At 72.7% G+C, this 17183-nt stretch carries 12 protein-coding genes, 1 other RNA gene and 1 pseudogene; 2 read left to right on the top strand and 12 right to left on the bottom strand.

Annotation, left to right across the window (positions count from 1 at the left end):
* Positions 1-105: 105 nt before the first annotated feature.
* From ACZ37P_RS15970 to ACZ37P_RS15955, 4 genes are all read right to left on the bottom strand, one after another.
* Entirely contained in the window at positions 106-723 is a 618-nt protein-coding gene (locus tag ACZ37P_RS15970; protein WP_355342982.1) for a CGNR zinc finger domain-containing protein, read from the bottom strand.
* Between the two features lie 108 nt (positions 724-831).
* Positions 832-2007, bottom strand: a complete 1176-nt coding sequence (locus tag ACZ37P_RS15965; RefSeq protein WP_402713187.1) for a uroporphyrinogen-III synthase — start codon at positions 2005-2007, stop codon at positions 832-834.
* 489 nt (positions 2008-2496) lie between these two features.
* The gene (locus ACZ37P_RS15960; protein WP_467346881.1) at positions 2497-3501 is read right to left on the bottom strand and encodes a helix-turn-helix domain-containing protein; all 1005 of its coding nucleotides are present in this window, start codon (positions 3499-3501) and stop codon (positions 2497-2499) included.
* 222 nt (positions 3502-3723) lie between these two features.
* The gene (locus tag ACZ37P_RS15955) at positions 3724-7635 is read right to left on the bottom strand and encodes a S8 family serine peptidase (RefSeq protein WP_467346880.1); all 3912 of its coding nucleotides are present in this window, start codon (positions 7633-7635) and stop codon (positions 3724-3726) included.
* A gap of 277 nt (positions 7636-7912) precedes the next feature.
* Here ACZ37P_RS15955 and ssrA point away from each other — a divergent pair.
* Positions 7913-8282: a transfer-messenger RNA gene (gene ssrA, locus ACZ37P_RS15950) on the top strand.
* Positions 8283-8408: 126 nt separating this feature from the next.
* Here ssrA and smpB read toward each other — a convergent pair.
* The 4 genes from smpB to ftsE all read right to left on the bottom strand — a co-directional run bounded on the left by smpB (position 8409) and on the right by ftsE (position 12029).
* Positions 8409-8888 carry an SsrA-binding protein SmpB gene (gene smpB / locus ACZ37P_RS15945; protein WP_355342970.1) on the bottom strand — a complete coding sequence of 160 codons (480 nt, stop codon included), beginning with the start codon at positions 8886-8888 and terminating at the stop codon, positions 8409-8411.
* Positions 8889-8906: 18 nt separating this feature from the next.
* Entirely contained in the window at positions 8907-10190 is a 1284-nt protein-coding gene (locus ACZ37P_RS15940) for a S41 family peptidase (protein ID WP_467346878.1), read from the bottom strand.
* Between the two features lie 159 nt (positions 10191-10349).
* On the bottom strand, positions 10350-11267 hold the full coding sequence (ftsX, locus tag ACZ37P_RS15935; protein WP_188284085.1) for a permease-like cell division protein FtsX: 918 nt from the start codon (positions 11265-11267) through the stop codon (positions 10350-10352).
* A 72-nt stretch (positions 11268-11339) separates the two neighbouring features.
* Positions 11340-12029 (bottom strand): cell division ATP-binding protein FtsE, encoded by a 690-nt coding sequence (ftsE, locus tag ACZ37P_RS15930; RefSeq protein WP_188284086.1) that lies wholly within the window; start codon positions 12027-12029, stop codon positions 11340-11342.
* 331 nt (positions 12030-12360) lie between these two features.
* On the opposite strand from ftsE, the gene ACZ37P_RS15925 reads away from it, so the two are divergent.
* The gene (locus ACZ37P_RS15925) at positions 12361-12552 is read left to right on the top strand and encodes a hypothetical protein (protein ID WP_355342964.1); all 192 of its coding nucleotides are present in this window, start codon (positions 12361-12363) and stop codon (positions 12550-12552) included.
* 143 nt (positions 12553-12695) lie between these two features.
* Here the strand turns inward: ACZ37P_RS15925 and ACZ37P_RS15920 are convergent, their stop codons facing one another.
* The 4 genes and pseudogenes from ACZ37P_RS15920 to ACZ37P_RS15905 form a co-directional block, all read right to left on the bottom strand.
* Positions 12696-13337, bottom strand: a complete 642-nt coding sequence (locus tag ACZ37P_RS15920; RefSeq protein ID WP_467346876.1) for a hypothetical protein — start codon at positions 13335-13337, stop codon at positions 12696-12698.
* Positions 13338-13621: 284 nt separating this feature from the next.
* The gene (gene prfB, locus ACZ37P_RS15915; RefSeq protein ID WP_355342958.1) at positions 13622-14740 is read right to left on the bottom strand and encodes a peptide chain release factor 2; all 1119 of its coding nucleotides are present in this window, start codon (positions 14738-14740) and stop codon (positions 13622-13624) included.
* Positions 14741-14839: 99 nt separating this feature from the next.
* Positions 14840-15604, bottom strand: coding sequence for a DUF8189 domain-containing protein (locus tag ACZ37P_RS15910; protein WP_467347223.1), 765 nt, complete (start codon positions 15602-15604; stop codon positions 14840-14842).
* A gap of 159 nt (positions 15605-15763) precedes the next feature.
* A pseudogene (locus tag ACZ37P_RS15905) lies at positions 15764-17086 on the bottom strand (serine/threonine-protein kinase); the annotation flags it as partial.
* Positions 17087-17183: the final 97 nt, after the last annotated feature.

The raw sequence follows: 17183 nt of genomic DNA, 5'->3' as shown, positions 1-17183 counted from the left end.
GGGGCAGCCTGCAACCGTACGCGACCTGCGGGCTTCTGCACACTCCGCCGTGCGGTCGGGTCTGAGGCGCGGTCAGTTTTCCGGCGGGCCGGGGACCCCGGCGGGTCAGCCCTGGGGCGAGGTGAGAGTCCCGCGCGTGGTGGTGCGACGGCGGTGCCGGGCGACGCGCTCGCGGTTTCCGCAGATCTCGCTGCTGCACCAGCGGCGGCGCCGGCCGCGGGAGGTGTCGAGGTAGACCAGCGAGCAGTTCTCGCCCTCGCAGCGGCGCAGTTGTGTACGGGCCAGCGGGTCGGTCAGCAGCGCGACGGCGTCGCGGGCGACGGCCGCGAGCAGTCCCGCGGGTTCCGGGGGCGCGGCCAGCGTACGGATCAGGGCGCCGCCCTCGCCGGTGACCGCGCGCGGGGCGGGCGGGGCGGCCAGCGCCGTCGCGTTCAGCTCGGCGATGTCGGCGGCGGCGGGCCGCTCACCGGCGACCTCGGCGGTCACGACCCGGCAGACGACGGCGCGCAGGCCGCGGAATCCGCTCAGCCAGCCGTCGTCCACGGCGAGGTCCGGCCGCGCCGCCTCCCCGGGCGCGCGCGGCACCAGGCCGGTCCCGTACAGCCACGCCGCCAGCCGGTCGGGCGTGCCGAGCCGCTCCCGCTCGGGGCGGCCGGTGCGGGTGGCGACGAGATCGAGACACAGCCGGCCGGTGTCGAACCGTAGCGGGCTCGTTCCACTCATGGTCAGCCGCCTTCCCGCCCGCCCGTCACCTTCCCCCCAGGGTGCCCGGCGGCCGTCGCGGGGTCTAGGGCGTGTCAGGACCGCTGTGGCCGCGCTCGCCTGACCGGCTTACGGCGCCGAGCCGTATTTGTCGTCCGCGTGCGGGTCGAGGGAGAGCCGGTAGCCGCGTTTGACGACGGTCTGGATCAGCTGGGGGGCGCCGAGTGCGGTACGGAGCCGGGCCATGGCGGTCTCGACGGCGTGTTCGTCGCGGCCGGAGCCGGGCAGGGCGCGCAGCAGGTCGCCGCGGGCGACGACCCAGCCGGGGCGGCGGGCCAGCGCCCGCAGCAGGGCCATGCCCGCGGGCGGCACCGGCCGCAGCGTCCCGTCCACGACGACGGCGTGCCCGCGGATCTCGACATGGTGCCCGGCGACGGGCAACGGCCTTACGCGGCCGGGCAGTTCGCTGGCGATGAGCTGCACCAGCGGTCCGAGCCTGAAGCGTTCGGGGTGCCGGGTGGGCACGTCGTGGCCCTGGAGCGGCAGCGCGGTGACCGGGCCGACGCAGGCGGTCATCACGTCGTGGCGGAGCGCCGCGAGGAGTGCGTCGCAACGGCCGCGCTGCCGGGCCCGGTCGAGGAAGGAGGCGGCGGCCGGGGCGCTGGTGAAGCTCAGCGCGTCGACCGACCGGGACAGGACGGCGTCGAGCAACCGGTCGACGGGCCCGAGGTCTTCGGGCGGCATCCAGCGGTAGACCGGCACCGCCACGACGGTCGCCCCTGCCGCCCGCAGCGACTCGATGAAGCCGGGCAGCGGCTCGCCGTGCAACTGGACGGCGACGGTGCGGCCCTCGACTCCCTGCTCCAGCAGGCGTTCCAGGACCTCGGCCATCGATTCCGAGGCCGGTGACCACGCCTCGCGCAGCCCGGCCGCGCGCACCGCGCCGCGCACCTTGGGCCCGCGGGCGAGGAGTTCGACCGCACCGAGCCTGCGCAGCAGCGCCTCGCCCAGGCCCCAGCCGTCGGCGGCCTCGATCCAGCCGCGGAAGCCGATCGCGGTGGTGGCGACCACGATGTCGGGTGCGTCGGCGACGAGTCGCCTGGTGGTCTCCAGCAGTTCGGTGTCGTCGGGCAGCGGCACGATGCGCAGGACGGGCGCCCGCAGCACGACCGCGCCGCGCCGCTCCAGCAGCGCGGCCAGCTCGTCGGCTCTGCGGGCCGCCGTCACCCCGACGGTGAACCCGGCCAGGGGCGGCACCCCGCCGCCCCGGCCCGGATCGCTGTTCCTGGTCGCCTGCGCCTGCATGGCTCCGCCCCACTTTTGCTGGAGTTACGCGTGCCGGACGGCGGGCGGACCGTCCCTGATCCGCCGCCGCCCTCCCGGCCACCCCGCCGGAGCCGCATCGTCCCAAGACGGGGTGACGGGGTCGATTCACCGGGATGACCCGGATGTTACGGACGCCTCCGCCGCTCACACCCGCGCGCGGACGGCGGTCCCGGCAGGCGCCGTCCGCCCGGCCCCGCCCGCCGCCCGCGCCGGTCGCCGCAGGTATACGGCCCACGTGACGGCGTAACAGAGCGCGGAGGAGGCGAGGAAGGAGAACGAAGGCGGGGAAGGAGACAAGGCGGGGGTGGACTGTCGGGCCCGACCCTGGAAACGGCCGCATGACCGCCCCGCGCCCCGAGGTGACACGAGCGCAACCACGCGCTCACCCGCGCCCGCACCCGGCTGTGCGCCGGCCCTCGTGGGGGGGAGTCGGGGCTGGGTGCCAGGGCTTGGTGCCGGGGCGTGGTCTCAGAGCCAGCCGCGGCGGGCCGCCTGCCAGGCGAGCTGGGTGCGGGTGGTGGCGCCCGCCAGCTCCATCATGCTCTGCACGCGCCGCTGGAGGGTGCGGCGGCTGAGGTTCATCTGGGTGGCTATCGCCTTGTCCGCGACCCCGGCGACCATCAGCGACAGCAGCCGCCGGTCGGTGGACGACAACGGGTCCGCGGGGCCGACGTCGGCCGCGCCGGTGACCGCGCCCGAGGCGTCGACGTGCAGCGGTACGGCGTCCTCCCAGTAGCGCTCGAAGAGCGCGATGAGCGCGTCGAGGAGGCTGCTGTCGCGGACCAGCGCGGTGGACGGTTTCTCGGGGCTGCCGTGCGGGCCGCCGGGGACCAGCGGGAAGATCGCCACCGAGCGGTCGGCGACGGCCAGCCGCAGCGGGAGGTGCGGGACGGCGCGGGCGATCTCGCCCTTCCGCACGGCCGCCGCGATGTTGCCGACGGCGCTCTCGTCGTCGAAGAAGTCCCGTTCGTAGAGCACCCGGTAGCGGACCCCGCGCTCCAGCGCGTCGAACTCGGCGGTGTTGCTGCCCGACGGCATCGCCACGTACTGCGCCTTGCAGAACCACAGCATCTCGTCGCGCGCGTCCGCCTGGATCTGCCGCAGCCGCTGGCGCAGCGCCTCCGCCCCGGTGATGACCTCGATCAGCAGCCCGGCGTCCCGGCGGCGCGCGGTGGCCCGGTAGCTCTCCAGCAGGTCGGCCGCCGCCGAGCGCGCCAGGTCCAGGGCGTCGGCCCGGTGCTTGAGCTGCGGCAGCAGCGCCACGTCCGGCGGGTAGGCCCGGTAGCGCGGCGGCCGGCCGTCGGAGGCGCTGGCCATGGCCTTGGCGACGAGACCGGTCAGCGCCGACAGCGCGGTGTCCGGGCTCAGGCCCGAATACTCCGCGATCTCCCGCGCCGAGGCGCTGTCCATCGTCACCAGCAGCCGGTACGCGGCCTCTTCGGCGTCGGTGATCCCGGCGGCCTCCAGGGCCATGGCACCCTCCTCGCGGGTACGGGGGCTGGGTGAGCAGCCACCGTACTACGAGCGGAGATCACCACCGCGGCCCGGCGAAGCCCGTGCCGGGAGCACGCGCCGGAACCACGTACCGGAACCACGCGCCGGAACCACGCGCCGGGGCGAGCGGGCACCCCACTGGCCCGCTCGCCCCGGCTGTCGAGGTGGCGTCGGATCAGCGCCACCGGCTCACGTGCCCGTTCACCCCCGCCACAGATACGCGCGGCGTACGGTCTGCCGCACCTGGTCGCCCGCGGCGTCGCGCGCGGTGACCCGCAGCGTCACGTACGCATCGCCCCTGGAGCGGGCCGACTTGGTGAGCCGGGCGTCGAAGGTGTTGTGACCTCGGCCGTCCACGCGCGCGCCGGTCCAGGTCCGCCCGTCGTCGTACGACGCCTGGACCTCGACCTTCACGCCGGTCGGCACGGCCGCCCCGTCCTGGGCGCGGACGGTGAGACCCACGGTGTGCGAACTGCCCTTGCGCACCGCGTTCGAGGCGTCGACCGGTACCGCGTAGTCGACCTGGAGCAGCGGCAGCAGCGTCGGTCGCGCCGCGGTGCCGGAGCGGAACCACCACGAGGTGCTGGTGTCGGTGGCGTAGCGCCACTCCGGGGAGACCCGTGAAGTCGCCACGTCCAGGCGGTAGTCGGCGGTGCCCGCGGGCACTTCGAGGTCGGCCCACGGGGAGTCGGCGGCGGCGATCCGCCGGCCGTCGCGGAAGAGCGTGGCCTTGGCGGAGTCGCCCTCGACGGGGGCGTCCTGCGCGCCGCTCGTGCCGGAGGCCGTACGCGTGCCGGAGGCCGGGCTCGTACCGGCCGCCGTGCCGAAGCCGCCGAAGTCGCCGCCGACCGCCGCGCGTGCCCAGTGTCCGGCGCCGGAGTCGGTGAACTCCGGTATGCGCAGGTCGAGTACGTCGCCGTTGCGCACGCTCGGGTTGCGCGTGCCGCGCGGGATCGACGGCCGCACCACGGCCTGCTGCCACGCCTGGTCGGGCTGCTTGCCCGCCCGGTAGGTGGTGGTCGTGTCGACCATGCCGGCCAGCAGCGGCTGGTCGATGTCGAAGGTGGTCTCCTGGTTGACCCGGTGCATCCACCAGGTGCCGTTGGCGCTGACGTACTCGGTACGCGTCACGCCCGTCGGCACGTTCCGCGTCGCCTCCCACGCGAAGTTCTGGTACGGCCGCCACGCGAAGCGCTGCTCGGCGGCCCACGGGGCGCCGCCGTTCTCGGCGTACGTCGTCCTGATCACCGCGCTGTTGGCGGCGGTGACGGTGTGGACGACGCGCTGCGGGATCTGCTGCGTGGACGTCTGGAACACGTCGTACAGATACGGGCTGACCGCCGTGCCGCCGATCCGTACGGTGACGGTCTTCACCGGCTTCTTCGCCAGTCGCGCCAGCAGCGCGTCACCGGCCGCCTTCCCGATCCGTATCGTCGGCACCGCGTTGCGCTCGCCGGTCGGGTACCAGCGGGTCCAGCCGAAGTCGGAGAAGTGCACGATCATCAGTCCGCGCACGCCCGCCTTGGCCGCGGCTGCCGCCAACTCCCTTTCTCCCTCGCCGGATTCGTTGCGGATGACGGCCAGCTTGCCGCGCGCCCCGCTGAAGTCCGGCGCTTCCAGGGAGCCCGCGTCGACCGCCGTCAGATTCACGCCCTTGCTGTCGAAGAGCGGTGAGTACGAGGTGTAGTAGCTCTTCAGCCTCAGTCCCGTGCCCGGCGCCTCGGTGGTGAGCTGCGGCGCGGCGAGCTGCCAGCGGGAGGAGAACTCGAAGTCGCCGTCGGTGACCTTCGTCGTGGGGCTGACGTAGAGCTTGCTGAGGATGCCGGTGAAGAACTCCTCGCTCTCGGTGAGGCCCCTGCCCTCGATCTGACGGTACGTCTGGTAGTAGGGGATGCCGCTCTGTTCGGCGGGCCGCGGCGTACGGATCTCGACCTGCGTGGTCCTGCGGGCGTCCACGGTCACGGCCGTGTCCTTGGTGAGCCTCACCTCGGGCAGCACGACCAGCCGTTCCTCCATGCCGTCGTCCGTCATCTCCTGGAAGGACGCGCGGACTTGGTACGTGCCCTCTTCGAGGTCGGAGGCGGAGGTGCCCTTGCTGTCGCCCGACGGGTACAGCAGACCGCTCGCGCCCCAGATGCTGATGGTGGGGTGGGCCGGAGCGCCGTGCGCGTCGTAGGCGGTGACGGTCAGGGTGTGCAGCGGGCCGTGGGCGACCAGGCCGAGTGTGGTGTGGACGGGTGCTCCCGCCGTGCCCCCGGCCGGTGTCGCCGTCAGATAGCCGTAGTAGGAGCCGTACGTCACCTTGGCCGGGTCGAGGGTGAGGTCGGCGCGGGCGGTGCCGTGGGCGGGGACGGTGACCTTCGTGGCGGCGGCGGAACCGTCGCCGATCCGTACCGCGCCCGCGTTCACCGCCCGGCCGCCCGACGTCCTGAGCGCCAGGCCCAGCGTCAACGTGACCGGCGCGGCGGAGGTGTTGGTGTACGTGACCGGGTAGGTGGCCTTCGGGTCGGTCGCGTGGATGTCGCCGAGGAAGACGGTGCCGGTCGCGGTGAGCGTGCCGAGCGCCGCCGCCGACACGTCGATCCGGCCGCCGCCCTGGTCGGTCACGGCCTGCCCGTCCACGGTGTGCGCGGTGCTGATCAGCGCGTCCTTGAGTTGGCGCGCGGTCCAGTCCGGGTGCCGCTGCGCCAACAGGGCCGCGGCGCCCGCCACATGCGGGGTCGCCATCGACGTCCCCGACAGGCTGACGTAGTACGGGTCGACCGGGTCGCCGAGCGTCGTGCCGCTCGCGCGGGCCGCCACGATGTCCACGCCGGGCGCGGTGACATCGGGCTTGACGGCGCCGTCGCCGTAGCGCGGGCCGCGGCTGGAGAAGTTCGCCAGCGCGTCCTTGCCGTCGACCGCGCCGACGGTCAGCGCGTCGTCGGCGACGCCCGGGATGCCCACGGTCCGCTGCCCGTTCTCGCCGTTGTTGCCCGCCGCGACGACGAAGAGGGTGCCGCTGGCCTCGCTGATCTCGTTCAGCGCCAGGCTCATCGGGTCGGTGCCGTCGCTCTCGTCGTCGGCGCCCAGGCTCATGTTGACGACCTTGGCGCCCTGGTCGGCCGCCCACTGCATGCCCGCGATGACCTGCGAGTCGTAGCCGTAGCCGTCATCCCCGAGGACCTTGCCGACCAGCAGGTTCGCGGCTTTGGCGACGCCCTTGCGGGCACCGCCAGAGGCCGCTCCCGTACCGCCGACGATGGACGCCACGTGCGTACCGTGTCCGAAGTGGTCGCCGGTGCCGGTCGGGCTCTCGGTGAAGTCCTCGGCCTTCGCGACGCGGTCCTTGAGGTCGGGGTGGGTCTGGTCGACGCCGGTGTCCAGCACCGCGACCTTGACGCCCGCGCCCTCGTATCCCGCCTTCCACAGCGGCGGCGCGCCGATCTGGTCCATGCTGTCCGCCGCCGCCCGGACCCGGCCGTCGAGCCAGATCTTCGGGACGGCGGCGCCCTTCGCGGTGTCGGCCGGCCCGGTGCCGGTCGCCGCGGTGCCGGTCTTCCCGGTGTCCGTTCCCGCGGGCACGATCTGCTGCCAGAAGGCGGCGAGCTTCGCGTCGGGGACGGTGAGGGAGTGGGCCCCGATGCTGCCCAGGTCATGGGTGGGGGCGCCGGGCGCGGCCAGCGCGGTCAGCCGGTCGGCCGCCGCTCCCCCGGACCCCGCGACGATCAGCGGCAGCGAGGCCCGGTGCTCCTCGTCGTACCGCTGCTCCACCAGCGCCGTCACGTCGAACAGCCGCCGGTCAAGCCGCCCCGACCGTACGAGGGGGTCGGCGTCCGACGGCAGCACGGTCAGCCGCCCGTCGGCGTCCGAGGTGTGGAAGACGACGCGTTCCCGTCCGGTGCCCGGCTCGACGGAGGCGGTGTGCCGGCCGTCCGCGGTCGTCGTCACCCGCACCCGGTCGCCGGTGATCAGCCGAACCGTGGCGGTGCTGTCGGGGGTTGTCCCCGGCTGTGCGCCCGATGTCGGTACGGGTTCGGCGCCGGGTACGGCGACGGCCGCGGTGGGTACGGCGGCGGAGACGGCCAGGATCAGCCCTGTCGACACGACCGCCGCGAAGCGGGTTCGTCTCATCGGTCCAGCCCCTTTCCATGCATGTGCACGCGATGCTGGAAAGAATCCGATGGGGCCGGAGGGTGTGTCACCCGTTTCCGGTGGCACGGATGTGACGTGGCACAACGGCGCCACCCGCGCCGCCGCCCCCTCCCCGGTGACGGCAGGGTGGCCGCGCGCTTGCTCCCGGGCGTGCGCCGGGCCACCCACGGGGGAATGCGCTGGCCCGTGTGACCGTTGATCCCGTACGATGGAAGCGGCCGCCACCCTCGGGTGGTGCACCTTGAAAAATCAACATGGGGATGATCGGTTTCGACTGGGGATGTCGAAGCAGGGGAAGCGAGCCGAGGAAGCGGCAATGATCTCGTTAACCATATGTCGCAACCAATAATCGCCAACACCAAGCGCGATTCCTTCGCCCTCGCTGCCTAAGTAGCGACTTGCGAAGTGTCAGCCCGGGGGTGATCCCGACCCGGATCCTGGCATCATCAAGGGATCTAAACTTCTAGGGCCGGTCACGGGCCCCAGAAGGAAATCAAACAGTGACTGAGCCCGTCGGCAGCTTGTCCGCGTGACAGCCGGGGCCGAGAAAAGCACAGCGGACTGCGCTCGGAGAAGCCCTGATTCCGCACCACAGGACGCGGGTTCGATTCCCGCCATCTCCACCACCCCATGTGACAACGGCACCCTCCTTCGGGAGGGTGCCGTTTCGTCGTTTCAGGGCGAGCCGACGTCGTGACGTCGTGTCACCCGCGTCTCCCCCGGGCGCGTCGAGGCCGGCGGCCGGGGGCGGCTCAGCCGCGCTGTTTGCGGCGCACGGCCGAGATGGCGCGGTCGGACTCGCGGCGGTCCTGCTTCTCGCGCAGGGTCTGCCGCTTGTCGTACTCCTTCTTGCCCTTGGCCAGGGCGATTTCGACCTTGGCGCGGCCGTCCTTGAAGTACAGGGCGAGCGGCACGATCGTGTGCCCGGTCTCCTGGGTCTTGTGGACCAGCTTCTCGATCTCGGCGCGGTGCAGCAGCATCTTGCGGCGGCGGCGCGCGGAGTGGTTGGTCCAGGTGCCCTGGGTGTACTCCGGGATGTGGACGTTGTGCAGCCACGCCTCGCCGCCGTCGAGCTGCGCGAAGCCGTCCACCAGGGAGGCGCGTCCCTGGCGCAGGGACTTGACCTCGGTGCCGGTCAGCACGAGCCCGGCCTCGAAGGTGTCCAGGATGAGGTAATCGTGCCGCGCCTTCTTGTTCTGCGCGATCAGTTTGCGACCCGTCTCTTTTGCCATAACCGGGCCATTGTCCCACTAGGAGGGGGGTCCGAGGCCAGCGAATACCTCGTGACTCTCGGCGAGCGGGTCCTCACCGGAGGGGACGGTCACATCGGGGTCGATGCCGCGGCCGTCCACACTGCGCCCGTCCGGCAGCCGGTAGTGGCCGACGGTCAGCTCGGCGACCGACCCGTCGGGCAGCGTGCTGGGCATCTGGACCGAGCCCTTGCCGAAGGTGCGCGAGCCGATGACGACGGCCCTGCCGCGGTCCTGGAGGGCGCCGGTGAGCAGTTCCGCGGCGCTCATCGTGCCGCCGTCGACCAGGATGACCAGCGGGACGGTGGTGTCGCCGCCCTCGGCCGCGTAGAGGGCCTGCTGCTCGCCGTGGACGTCGTAGGTGGCGACGAGGCCGCCGTCGAGGAAGGCGGAGGCCACCGCGACCGCCTCGGTGACCAGGCCGCCGGAGTTGCCGCGCAGGTCGAGCAGCACGCCGTGCTCGGAGTCCCGTACCGCGTCGCGTACCTGGTCGCCGACGCCGAGCGTGAAGGCGTCGATCTTGACGACCGTGGGCGCGTCGGCGGACCGCGTCACGGTGACGGCGTCGGTGTCGAGCGTGGCGCGACGTACCGTGACCGTCCAACTACGCTGCGCCCGCTGGACTCCCAGCTGTACGACGCTGCCGGGGACGTTGTCGCCGCGCAGGTCCGCCACGACCTCGGTGACCGCGAGGCCGGTGCACTTGACCGGGCCGATGGTGGCCAGCAAGTCGCCCTCGCGCAGGCCCGCGCGATCGGCGGGGCTGCCGGGCTGGACGCGGGCGATCTGGATCCGGCCGTCGTCGATCCGCCGCACGGACAGGCCGACGCCGACGTAGCGGCCGTCGAGCGCCTGTTGGAGGCCCGCGTACTCGCGGGCGGTGTAGAAGGACGACCAGCGGTCGCCGCTGCGGCTGACGAGCTTCGCGGCGGCGAGCGGGCCGACCTTGCCGTCCTGGATCTCCTCGGCGATCCGGCCGGTGTCGACGTGATCGCCGTTCGCCCCGTCCGGCTTCGCCCGCGAACCCGTGGGGGTCTCGGAGGCCGCGGGGGACGACGGTGCGGGCTCGCCGCCGTGGGCCGGGGCCGGCGGCTTGCCGTCGTCCTGCCGCCCGTCGGCGACCGGCGCGGCGGCGATACGGGTGGCGCGGGCGGCGGTCCGGGCGTCCGGCGCGGTGAGTCCGCTGGCCGCCGCACCGGTGGCCAGCAGAGTGCTGAACACCAACGTCAGAGTGGCCCCGCGGCGCAAGCGGCGGGGCGTCCCGAACAGCGACGGGCCGGACATGGCCGGAAGTCTAGGACAGAAACGGGCGGCATACGGATAGTTGCCGCTACCTCGGCGGGGCATGATCCGCAAACCGGTACACCGCCCCCCTGGGACCCGTCCCCCGCCGTACGGCCGCGCGAAGGGCCCGGCGCGACGGCCGGGCCCGGCCCGCGGGCGTCAGACCTTCAGATACCTGCGCAGCGCGATGAAGGCGGCGATCGACGGCATCACAACGCCGATCAGCAGCACCAGCGGCAGCACCGCGACCACCGAGTCCCAGCCGAGGAAGGAGACCAGCGGGATCTTCTCCTGGAGCTTCAGACCCGCGTCGATCATGAAGTACCGGCCGCCGAGCAGCATTCCGCACGCCAGCCCCGCGCCCACGAGTCCGGCGAAGGCCGCCTCCATGATGAACGGCATCTGGATGTAGAAGCTGGAGGCGCCGACCAGCCGCATGATGCCGGTCTCTCTGCGGCGGCTGAAGGCGGACACGCGCACGGTGTTCACGATCAGCAGCATCGCGACGGTGAGCATGAAGGCCAGCACCACCCAGGCGGCCAGCGTCATACCGTTCAGCAGCGAGAAGAGGTTCTTCAGCACGGCCCGTTGATCCTCAACGGACTGCACCCCCGGACGCCCGTCGAAGGCGCTCGCGACGACGGTGAACTTCGTCGGGTCCCTGAGTTTGACCCGGTAGTTCTCCTGCATCTGGTCCGGGGTGATCGAGGCCGCGAGCGGGGAGCTCTTGAACTGCTCCTGGTAGTGCTTGTACGCCTGCTCGGCGTTCTCGAAGTAGACCTTCTCCACGATCGGGAGCTTTTCCAGGTCGGCCTTGATCTGGGCCTTCTGGTCGTCGGTGACGGCGCCCTTGGCGCAACTGGGCGTCGTCGACGCGTCGCCCTTGTTGCACATGTAGATGGTGACCTGGACCTTGTCGTACCAGTAGCCCTTCATGGACTTGACCTGCTTGTTGGCCAGCAGGGCGCCACCGGTCAGGGCGAGGGAGAGCGCGACGGAGATGATCACCGCGAAGGTCATGGTGAGATTGCGGCGGAGTCCTACGCCGATCTCCGACAGGACGAACTGGGCGCGCATGGTCTCTGGTTGTCCTTTCAGGGGGGTGGTGACTACTGCTGTACGGCAGTACGTACGCCGTACGCGCGGCTCTCAGTGTTGGTAGCCGTAGACACCGCGCGACTGGTCGCGCACCAGCCGCCCCTTCTCCAACTCGATGACGCGCTTGCGCATCTGGTCGACGATGTTCTGGTCGTGGGTGGCCATCACCACGGTCGTGCCGGTCCTGTTGATCCGGTCCAGCAGGCGCATGATGCCGACCGAGGTCTGCGGGTCGAGGTTTCCGGTCGGCTCGTCCGCGATCAGCAGCATGGGCCGGTTGACGAAGGCGCGGGCGATGGCGACGCGCTGCTGCTCACCGCCGGACAGCTCGCCGGGCATCCGGTCCTCCTTGCCCGCGAGGCCGACCAGGTCGAGCACTTCGGGCACGGTCTTGCGGATGGTGCCGCGGGCCTTGCCGATCACTTCGAGGGCGAACGCCACGTTCTCCGCGACCGTCTTGTTGGGCAGCAGCCGGAAGTCCTGGAACACGGTGCCGAGTTGGCGCCGCATCTGCGGCACCTTCCAGTTCGACAGCCGGTTGAGGTCCTTGCCGAGGACGTGCACCATTCCCGTGTCCGTGCGCTCTTCGCGCAGGATCAGCCGCAGGAAGGTCGACTTTCCCGAGCCGGACGAGCCCACCAGGAAGACGAACTCACCCTTCTCGATCTCCAGCGAGACGTCCCGAAGTGCAGGACGGTTCTGCTTGGGGTAGGTCTTGGTGACGCTGTCGAATCGGATCACGTTCGCACCAGGTTTGCGGGGACGGGTGGACAGGGGATGTGGGGGCGACACTACGCGACCGAGCCAGGGGTGCGCAGTCGCCGGGGAGGGTTGGTGGGCTTGCCCACAGGGCACACGCGGACAAACCCGTCATTGACCCCTTACACCTCAGCGCGGCCGGCCGCCACCGGAGGTCCGCTCCCCCGCCCGCGCCGCTCTCGCGGACCCCGCCGGAGCCGCCGTACGGGCCGCCGGTCCACCGGGGGCCGCGCCGAATCCGGCGGAAGCTGGCACAGTGGAACAAGGAACACTTCGGCCTCCCGGGGCGTTCACCGGACGAGGAGGAGATCGCATGACGTGCGACCGGCTGGTGTGCGCCAACTGCGCGGGTCCGGTGAGCGAGGGCCGCTGCCCCGTCTGCCGGGCGAACCGCGCCCGCCTGGAGCGGGAGAATCCCTGGTCCAACATCTCCCCCGCGACCTTGATAGCCCTGCTCGTGGCCCTGCTGACGGTGGTGCTCGTGGTGGAGCACGCGACCGCGTAGAGCAGTCCCGCGGGCGGCACGTGAGAAATACGTGAGAGGTACGTCACATTCACGGGTGGGCGAGCTGAGACAGCACGGAGGGCCCGGAACGCATCGCGTTCCGGGCCCTCCGTCGTGCGCGTCAGGTGCGGTCGCGCGGCGCCTCAGGAGGCGTCGCGGCGCTCCTTCAGGCGCGGGGCCAGCTTGAAGCCGACGCCGCCCGCCACGAGGGCGGCGGCGCCGATGAGCATGTACGTGGTGCCGTCGGAGCCGGTCTCGGCGAGCTGCTGCGTCGTCTGGCTCTGCGGGACCTGCTGGGTGTTGTCGGTGCCGGGGTTGTTGTTCCCGCAGTCGACGCTGTCACCGGTCAGGGTGCAGGTGTTGCTGTTGCCCGTCGCGCTCGGGCTGACGCTGGGGCTCGGCGAACCGCTCGGACCGCCGTCGTCGCTGCCGCCGCTGACACCGGCGATGGAGCCGGGCGCGGTCGTCGGAGGCGTGGTGGGCGGAGTGGTCGGCGGCGTCGTGGGAGGCGTCGTCGGCGGGGTGGTGGGGGGCGTGGTCGGCGGCGTCGTGGGAGGCGTCGTCGGGGGCGTGGTGGGGGGCGTGGTCGGCTCGTCGGTCGGCGGCGTGGTCGGTTCGTCCGTCGGGTCCGTCGTGGGCGGGTCCACCACCGCGGTGGCCGACGGCGGCGCGTCGCTGCTCACCGCCGCCTGAGCAGCCCCCGCCACGGTCAGGGACGCACCGGCCGCGATCACCGCGACGGCCGCCACGCGCGTGACGCGTACCCTCGTGCTCTGCTTGGTCATGTCTCAACTACCCCCGGTAGACGTCGGCTTGAAGCACGCGCCGCTGCGGGCACGGTCGATTACGCCGCTTTCGCGCGCATGCCGGACATCACCTTTGTGGCATTCACCGGGAGCGTCAAGGTCATTAAGCGCAAAGTGCCCCAACTGTCCCGTCTTGCCCGGCACTTCAGCACACGTCTGTGACACGGCAGACAGATGGGATCAAGGCAACGGCCGTACGGCGGCGCCGTATCGCCCTCTCAGCCGTACGGCGCGGGGCCGTAACACGCGGTGGCTTTCTCCGATTACGCGGTGGCCTTCTCGCGGGACTTGCGCCAGCGGATGCCCGCCTCGATGAAGCCGTCGATGTCGCCGTCCAGGACGCCCTGCGGGTTGCCGACCTCGTACTCGGTGCGCAGGTCCTTGACCATCTGGTACGGGTGCAGGACGTACGAACGCATCTGGTTGCCCCAGGAGTTGCCGCCGTCGGACTTGCCGAGGGAGTCCATCAGGGCCTGCTCCTCCTGGCGGCGCCGCTCCAGCAGCTTGGCCTGGAGGACGTTCATCGCGCTCGCCTTGTTCTGGATCTGCGAGCGCTCGTTCTGACAGGAGACGACGATGCCGGTCGGGATGTGGGTGATCCGCACCGCGGAGTCGGTGGTGTTGACGCCCTGGCCGCCGGGGCCCGAGGCGCGGTAGACGTCCACGCGCAGCTCGGACTCGTCGATCTCGACGTGGTCGGACTGCTCCACGACCGGCAGCACCTCGACGCCCGCGAAGGACGTCTGGCGGCGGCCCTGGTTGTCGAAGGGCGAGATCCGCACCATGCGGTGGGTGCCCTGCTCGACGGAGAGGGTGCCGTAGGCGTAGGGGACCTTGACGGTGAAGGTGGTCGACTTGATGCCGGCCTCCTCCGCGTACGAGGTCTCGTAGACCTCCGTCGGGTAGCCGTGCCGCTCGGCCCAGCGCAGATACATCCGCTGGAGCTGCTCCGCGAAGTCGGCGGCGTCGACACCGCCCGCCTCGGCGCGGATGTTGACCAGCGCCTCACGGGCGTCGTACTCGCCGGACAGCAGGGTGCGGACCTCCATCTCGTCCAGCGCCTTGCGTACCGACTCCAGCTCGGCCTCGGCCTCGGTCTGCGCGTCGGCGTCGTCCTCGCTCTCGGCCAGCTCGAAGAGGATGGACAGGTCGTCGATCCGGCCGCGCAGCGCCTCGACCTTGCGCAGCTCCGCCTGGAGGTGGGAGAGCCGGCTGGTGATCTTCTGCGCGTTCTCCGGGTCGTCCCACAGGGACGGCACCGCGGCCTGCTCCTCCAGCGCGGCGATGTCGGCCCGCATCCGGTCGAGGTCGAGGACGGCCTCGATCGACCCCATGGTCGAGGACAGGGACTTCAGCTCTTCGGAAACATCGACGATCGCCACGGCTCCAGCCTACCGGCTGGTCGAGCGGACCCGCCCCGGCCGGGAGCCCGCCGGCCGCCGGGAGGGCCCGCGATCCGGTGCCGGGCGGGCCGGATCGCGTCAGATGTGGGCCGTGGTGCGGGTGAGGGTGCCCGACGGCGTCCTGGAGTACAGCTCCAGGGTGTGCGCGGAGGCGGCGGCGCCCAGGGCCGCGTCGGTGGGCGCGGTGAAGGGCGCGGTGGCCCAGTCGCCCTCCAGCGAGGCGGCGTCGCCGTCGAGCGCGGCGGCGGCCTGGGTGCCGGGCGTGAAGGCGAAGAGCCGGCCCGAGGCGGCGACCGCGTCGGGGCGCGCGGAGGTGTCCAGGCCCTTGATGACCTCGCTGGGCCGCCAGGCGCCGCCGGAGTACGGGAGCCGCAGCACGGCGCCGTCGGCCTTGCGGACCACGAAGGCGTCCAGGGAGCCGCGGGACCGGGAGATCAGCGCAGGGGCCGAGGTGATCCGGCCCGCGGTGGGCACCAGCGCCCAGGCGTTCCAGCGGTCGCCGACCAGCGACGCGGTCACCAGGTCGCCGCCGACCCGTCCGACCAGGTCGATCCGGCCGGGCTCCGAGGACGCGGCGGCGGGCGCCGCGTCGAAGCGGGTCCGCTCGTCCACCTGCGACCAGGCGTTCCAGTAGCCGTCGGTCAGCGTGCGGCGGTAGAGCAGCCCGTCGGTGCCGAGCCCGAACAGGTCGATCCGCCCGGCGTGCGCGGACGCCACCGCCGGGTCGTCGTCCACGCTTATCCCGGTGAGCTTGTGCCACGCGCCGTAGCCGGAGCCGTCCCGGATCACGTACCAGACGTTCTTGTCGGCGCCGCGGGCGAAGACGTACGTGGCGCCGTCCATGGTCAGGGCGCGCGGGCCGCCGAGCAGCTTGACGCCCGCGGCCGGTACGTCCTTGTACGACGACCACTGCGGGAGCGTGACCGGCGCGCCGGTGCGGCCCTGCGGGGAGGCGGCGCCCGCGGTGGGCGCGGTCGGGGTGCCGCGGGTGGCGGTCGGCGTCGGGCTGGGCGGGGCGTCGTCCCGCGAGGTGCCGCCGGAGTCGTTGCCCGAGCCGGAGCCCGCGGTGGCGATCCCCCAGCCGCCGATGCCCGCGACGGCGAGCGCGGCGGCGGCCGCGGCGGCGAACTTGATCCGGCGCTGGCGCACGGCGTCGGAGACCGCGCGGTGCCGGGGGCTGGCCGGGCGGCCCGGTGCCGAGGCGCGGCGCTGGCTGTCGCGGGCCGCCTTGCTGCCCTTGCCGTTGCGGGAGGCGGCGCCGTAACCGGCCAGCTCCTCCGCCGTGGGCAGCTTGATGCTGGTGTGGGTGTCCCGGCTGGAGTCCGGCGCGGCGCCCCTGACCAGCGGTACGGCGCCGCGCGGGCGGTCGGCGCCGGGGCCGCGGGGCGGTTCCGGGGCACCGGGCGGCAGGTCGGCGAAGCCGTCGTCGTACGCGTCCTGGTCGTCCGCGCCCGGTCCGCCGTCGTCGGTGCCGGGGGCGGCGACGTCGAGCGCGGGCAGGCCCGCGAGGTGCGGCAGCAGGTCCCTCAGCCGGGTGGCCAGCTCGCCCGCGGTCAGCCGCGAGGCGGGCGCCTTGGCCAGGCAGGCCGCGAGAATCCGCCACAGGTCGTCGGTCAGACCGGGCAGCGGCGCGACGGTCTCGGTGACGTGCCGGCGCAGCACCGCACCGGGGTGGCCGCCGCCGAACGGCGTGAATCCCGCGAGGAGTTCGTACAGCACGGTGGCCAGCGCGTAGATGTCGACCGACGCGCGCGGCGGCAGGCCCTCGATGATCTCCGGGGCCAGGTAGTCGGGGGTGCCGATGATCCGGGTGGCACGGGTGCGGCGCGGGGTGTCGACCAGCCGCGCGATGCCGAAGTCGGTGAGCAGCGCGGGCGGCGCGCCGCCGGGGCCCGTGGCCACGGCCGAGTCCAGCAGCACGTTCTCCGGCTTCACGTCGCGGTGGACGACGCCCGCCGCGTGCGCGGCGGCCAGCCCGTCGGCCACGTCCGCGGCGATCGCGACGGCGGCCTCCGGCACCAGGCGCCGCTCGCGTTCCAGCCGCGAGCGCAGGTCGGTGCCGCGGACCAGGTCCATCACCAGGGCGAGGTCGGTGCCGTCCACCACGAGGTCGCGGATGCCGACGATGTGCGGATGGTCCAGGGAGAGCAGCGCCGTGCGCTCCTGCACGAAGCGGCCGACGAGGTCCTGGTCGGAGGCGAGGTCCTCGCGCAGCAGCTTGATGGCGACCGGGCCCTCGGGGCCCTCGCCGAGCCACACCGTGCCCGCGGACCCCCGCCCGAGCACCTGGTGCGCGGTGTACCGGCTGCCGATCTTCCTGGCCAAGGCTTGCTCCGACTCCTCCGACGGTCCGTCGTGTTGGCGACAAAGCTACGCGGATCAGGGGCCGTTCGGGGTACGCGAGCCCCCTCACGCGCCGTTC

Source organism: Streptomyces sp. NPDC024632, assembly GCF_055559175.1.
The sequence above is the reverse complement of the archived record's forward strand: the minus strand, read 5'-3'. Positions and strand labels throughout refer to the sequence as shown.

Excerpts from the sequence above, each read along its gene's own strand:
- ACZ37P_RS15920 (WP_467346876.1), bottom strand. The coding sequence starts at position 13,337 with ATGACCAAGCAGAGCACGAGGGTACGCGTCACGCGCGTGGCGGCCGTC.
- ACZ37P_RS15925 (WP_355342964.1), top strand. The coding sequence starts at position 12,361 with ATGACGTGCGACCGGCTGGTGTGCGCCAACTGCGCGGGTCCGGTGAGC.
- ACZ37P_RS15960 (WP_467346881.1), bottom strand. The coding sequence starts at position 3,501 with ATGGCCCTGGAGGCCGCCGGGATCACCGACGCCGAAGAGGCCGCGTAC.
- ftsX (WP_188284085.1), bottom strand. The coding sequence starts at position 11,267 with ATGCGCGCCCAGTTCGTCCTGTCGGAGATCGGCGTAGGACTCCGCCGC.
- ACZ37P_RS15965 (WP_402713187.1), bottom strand. The coding sequence starts at position 2,007 with ATGCAGGCGCAGGCGACCAGGAACAGCGATCCGGGCCGGGGCGGCGGG.
- smpB (WP_355342970.1), bottom strand. The coding sequence starts at position 8,888 with ATGGCAAAAGAGACGGGTCGCAAACTGATCGCGCAGAACAAGAAGGCG.
- ACZ37P_RS15955 (WP_467346880.1), bottom strand. The coding sequence starts at position 7,635 with ATGAGACGAACCCGCTTCGCGGCGGTCGTGTCGACAGGGCTGATCCTG.
- ACZ37P_RS15910 (WP_467347223.1), bottom strand. The coding sequence starts at position 15,604 with ATGGACGGCGCCACGTACGTCTTCGCCCGCGGCGCCGACAAGAACGTC.
- ACZ37P_RS15940 (WP_467346878.1), bottom strand. The coding sequence starts at position 10,190 with ATGTCCGGCCCGTCGCTGTTCGGGACGCCCCGCCGCTTGCGCCGCGGG.
- ACZ37P_RS15970 (WP_355342982.1), bottom strand. The coding sequence starts at position 723 with ATGAGTGGAACGAGCCCGCTACGGTTCGACACCGGCCGGCTGTGTCTC.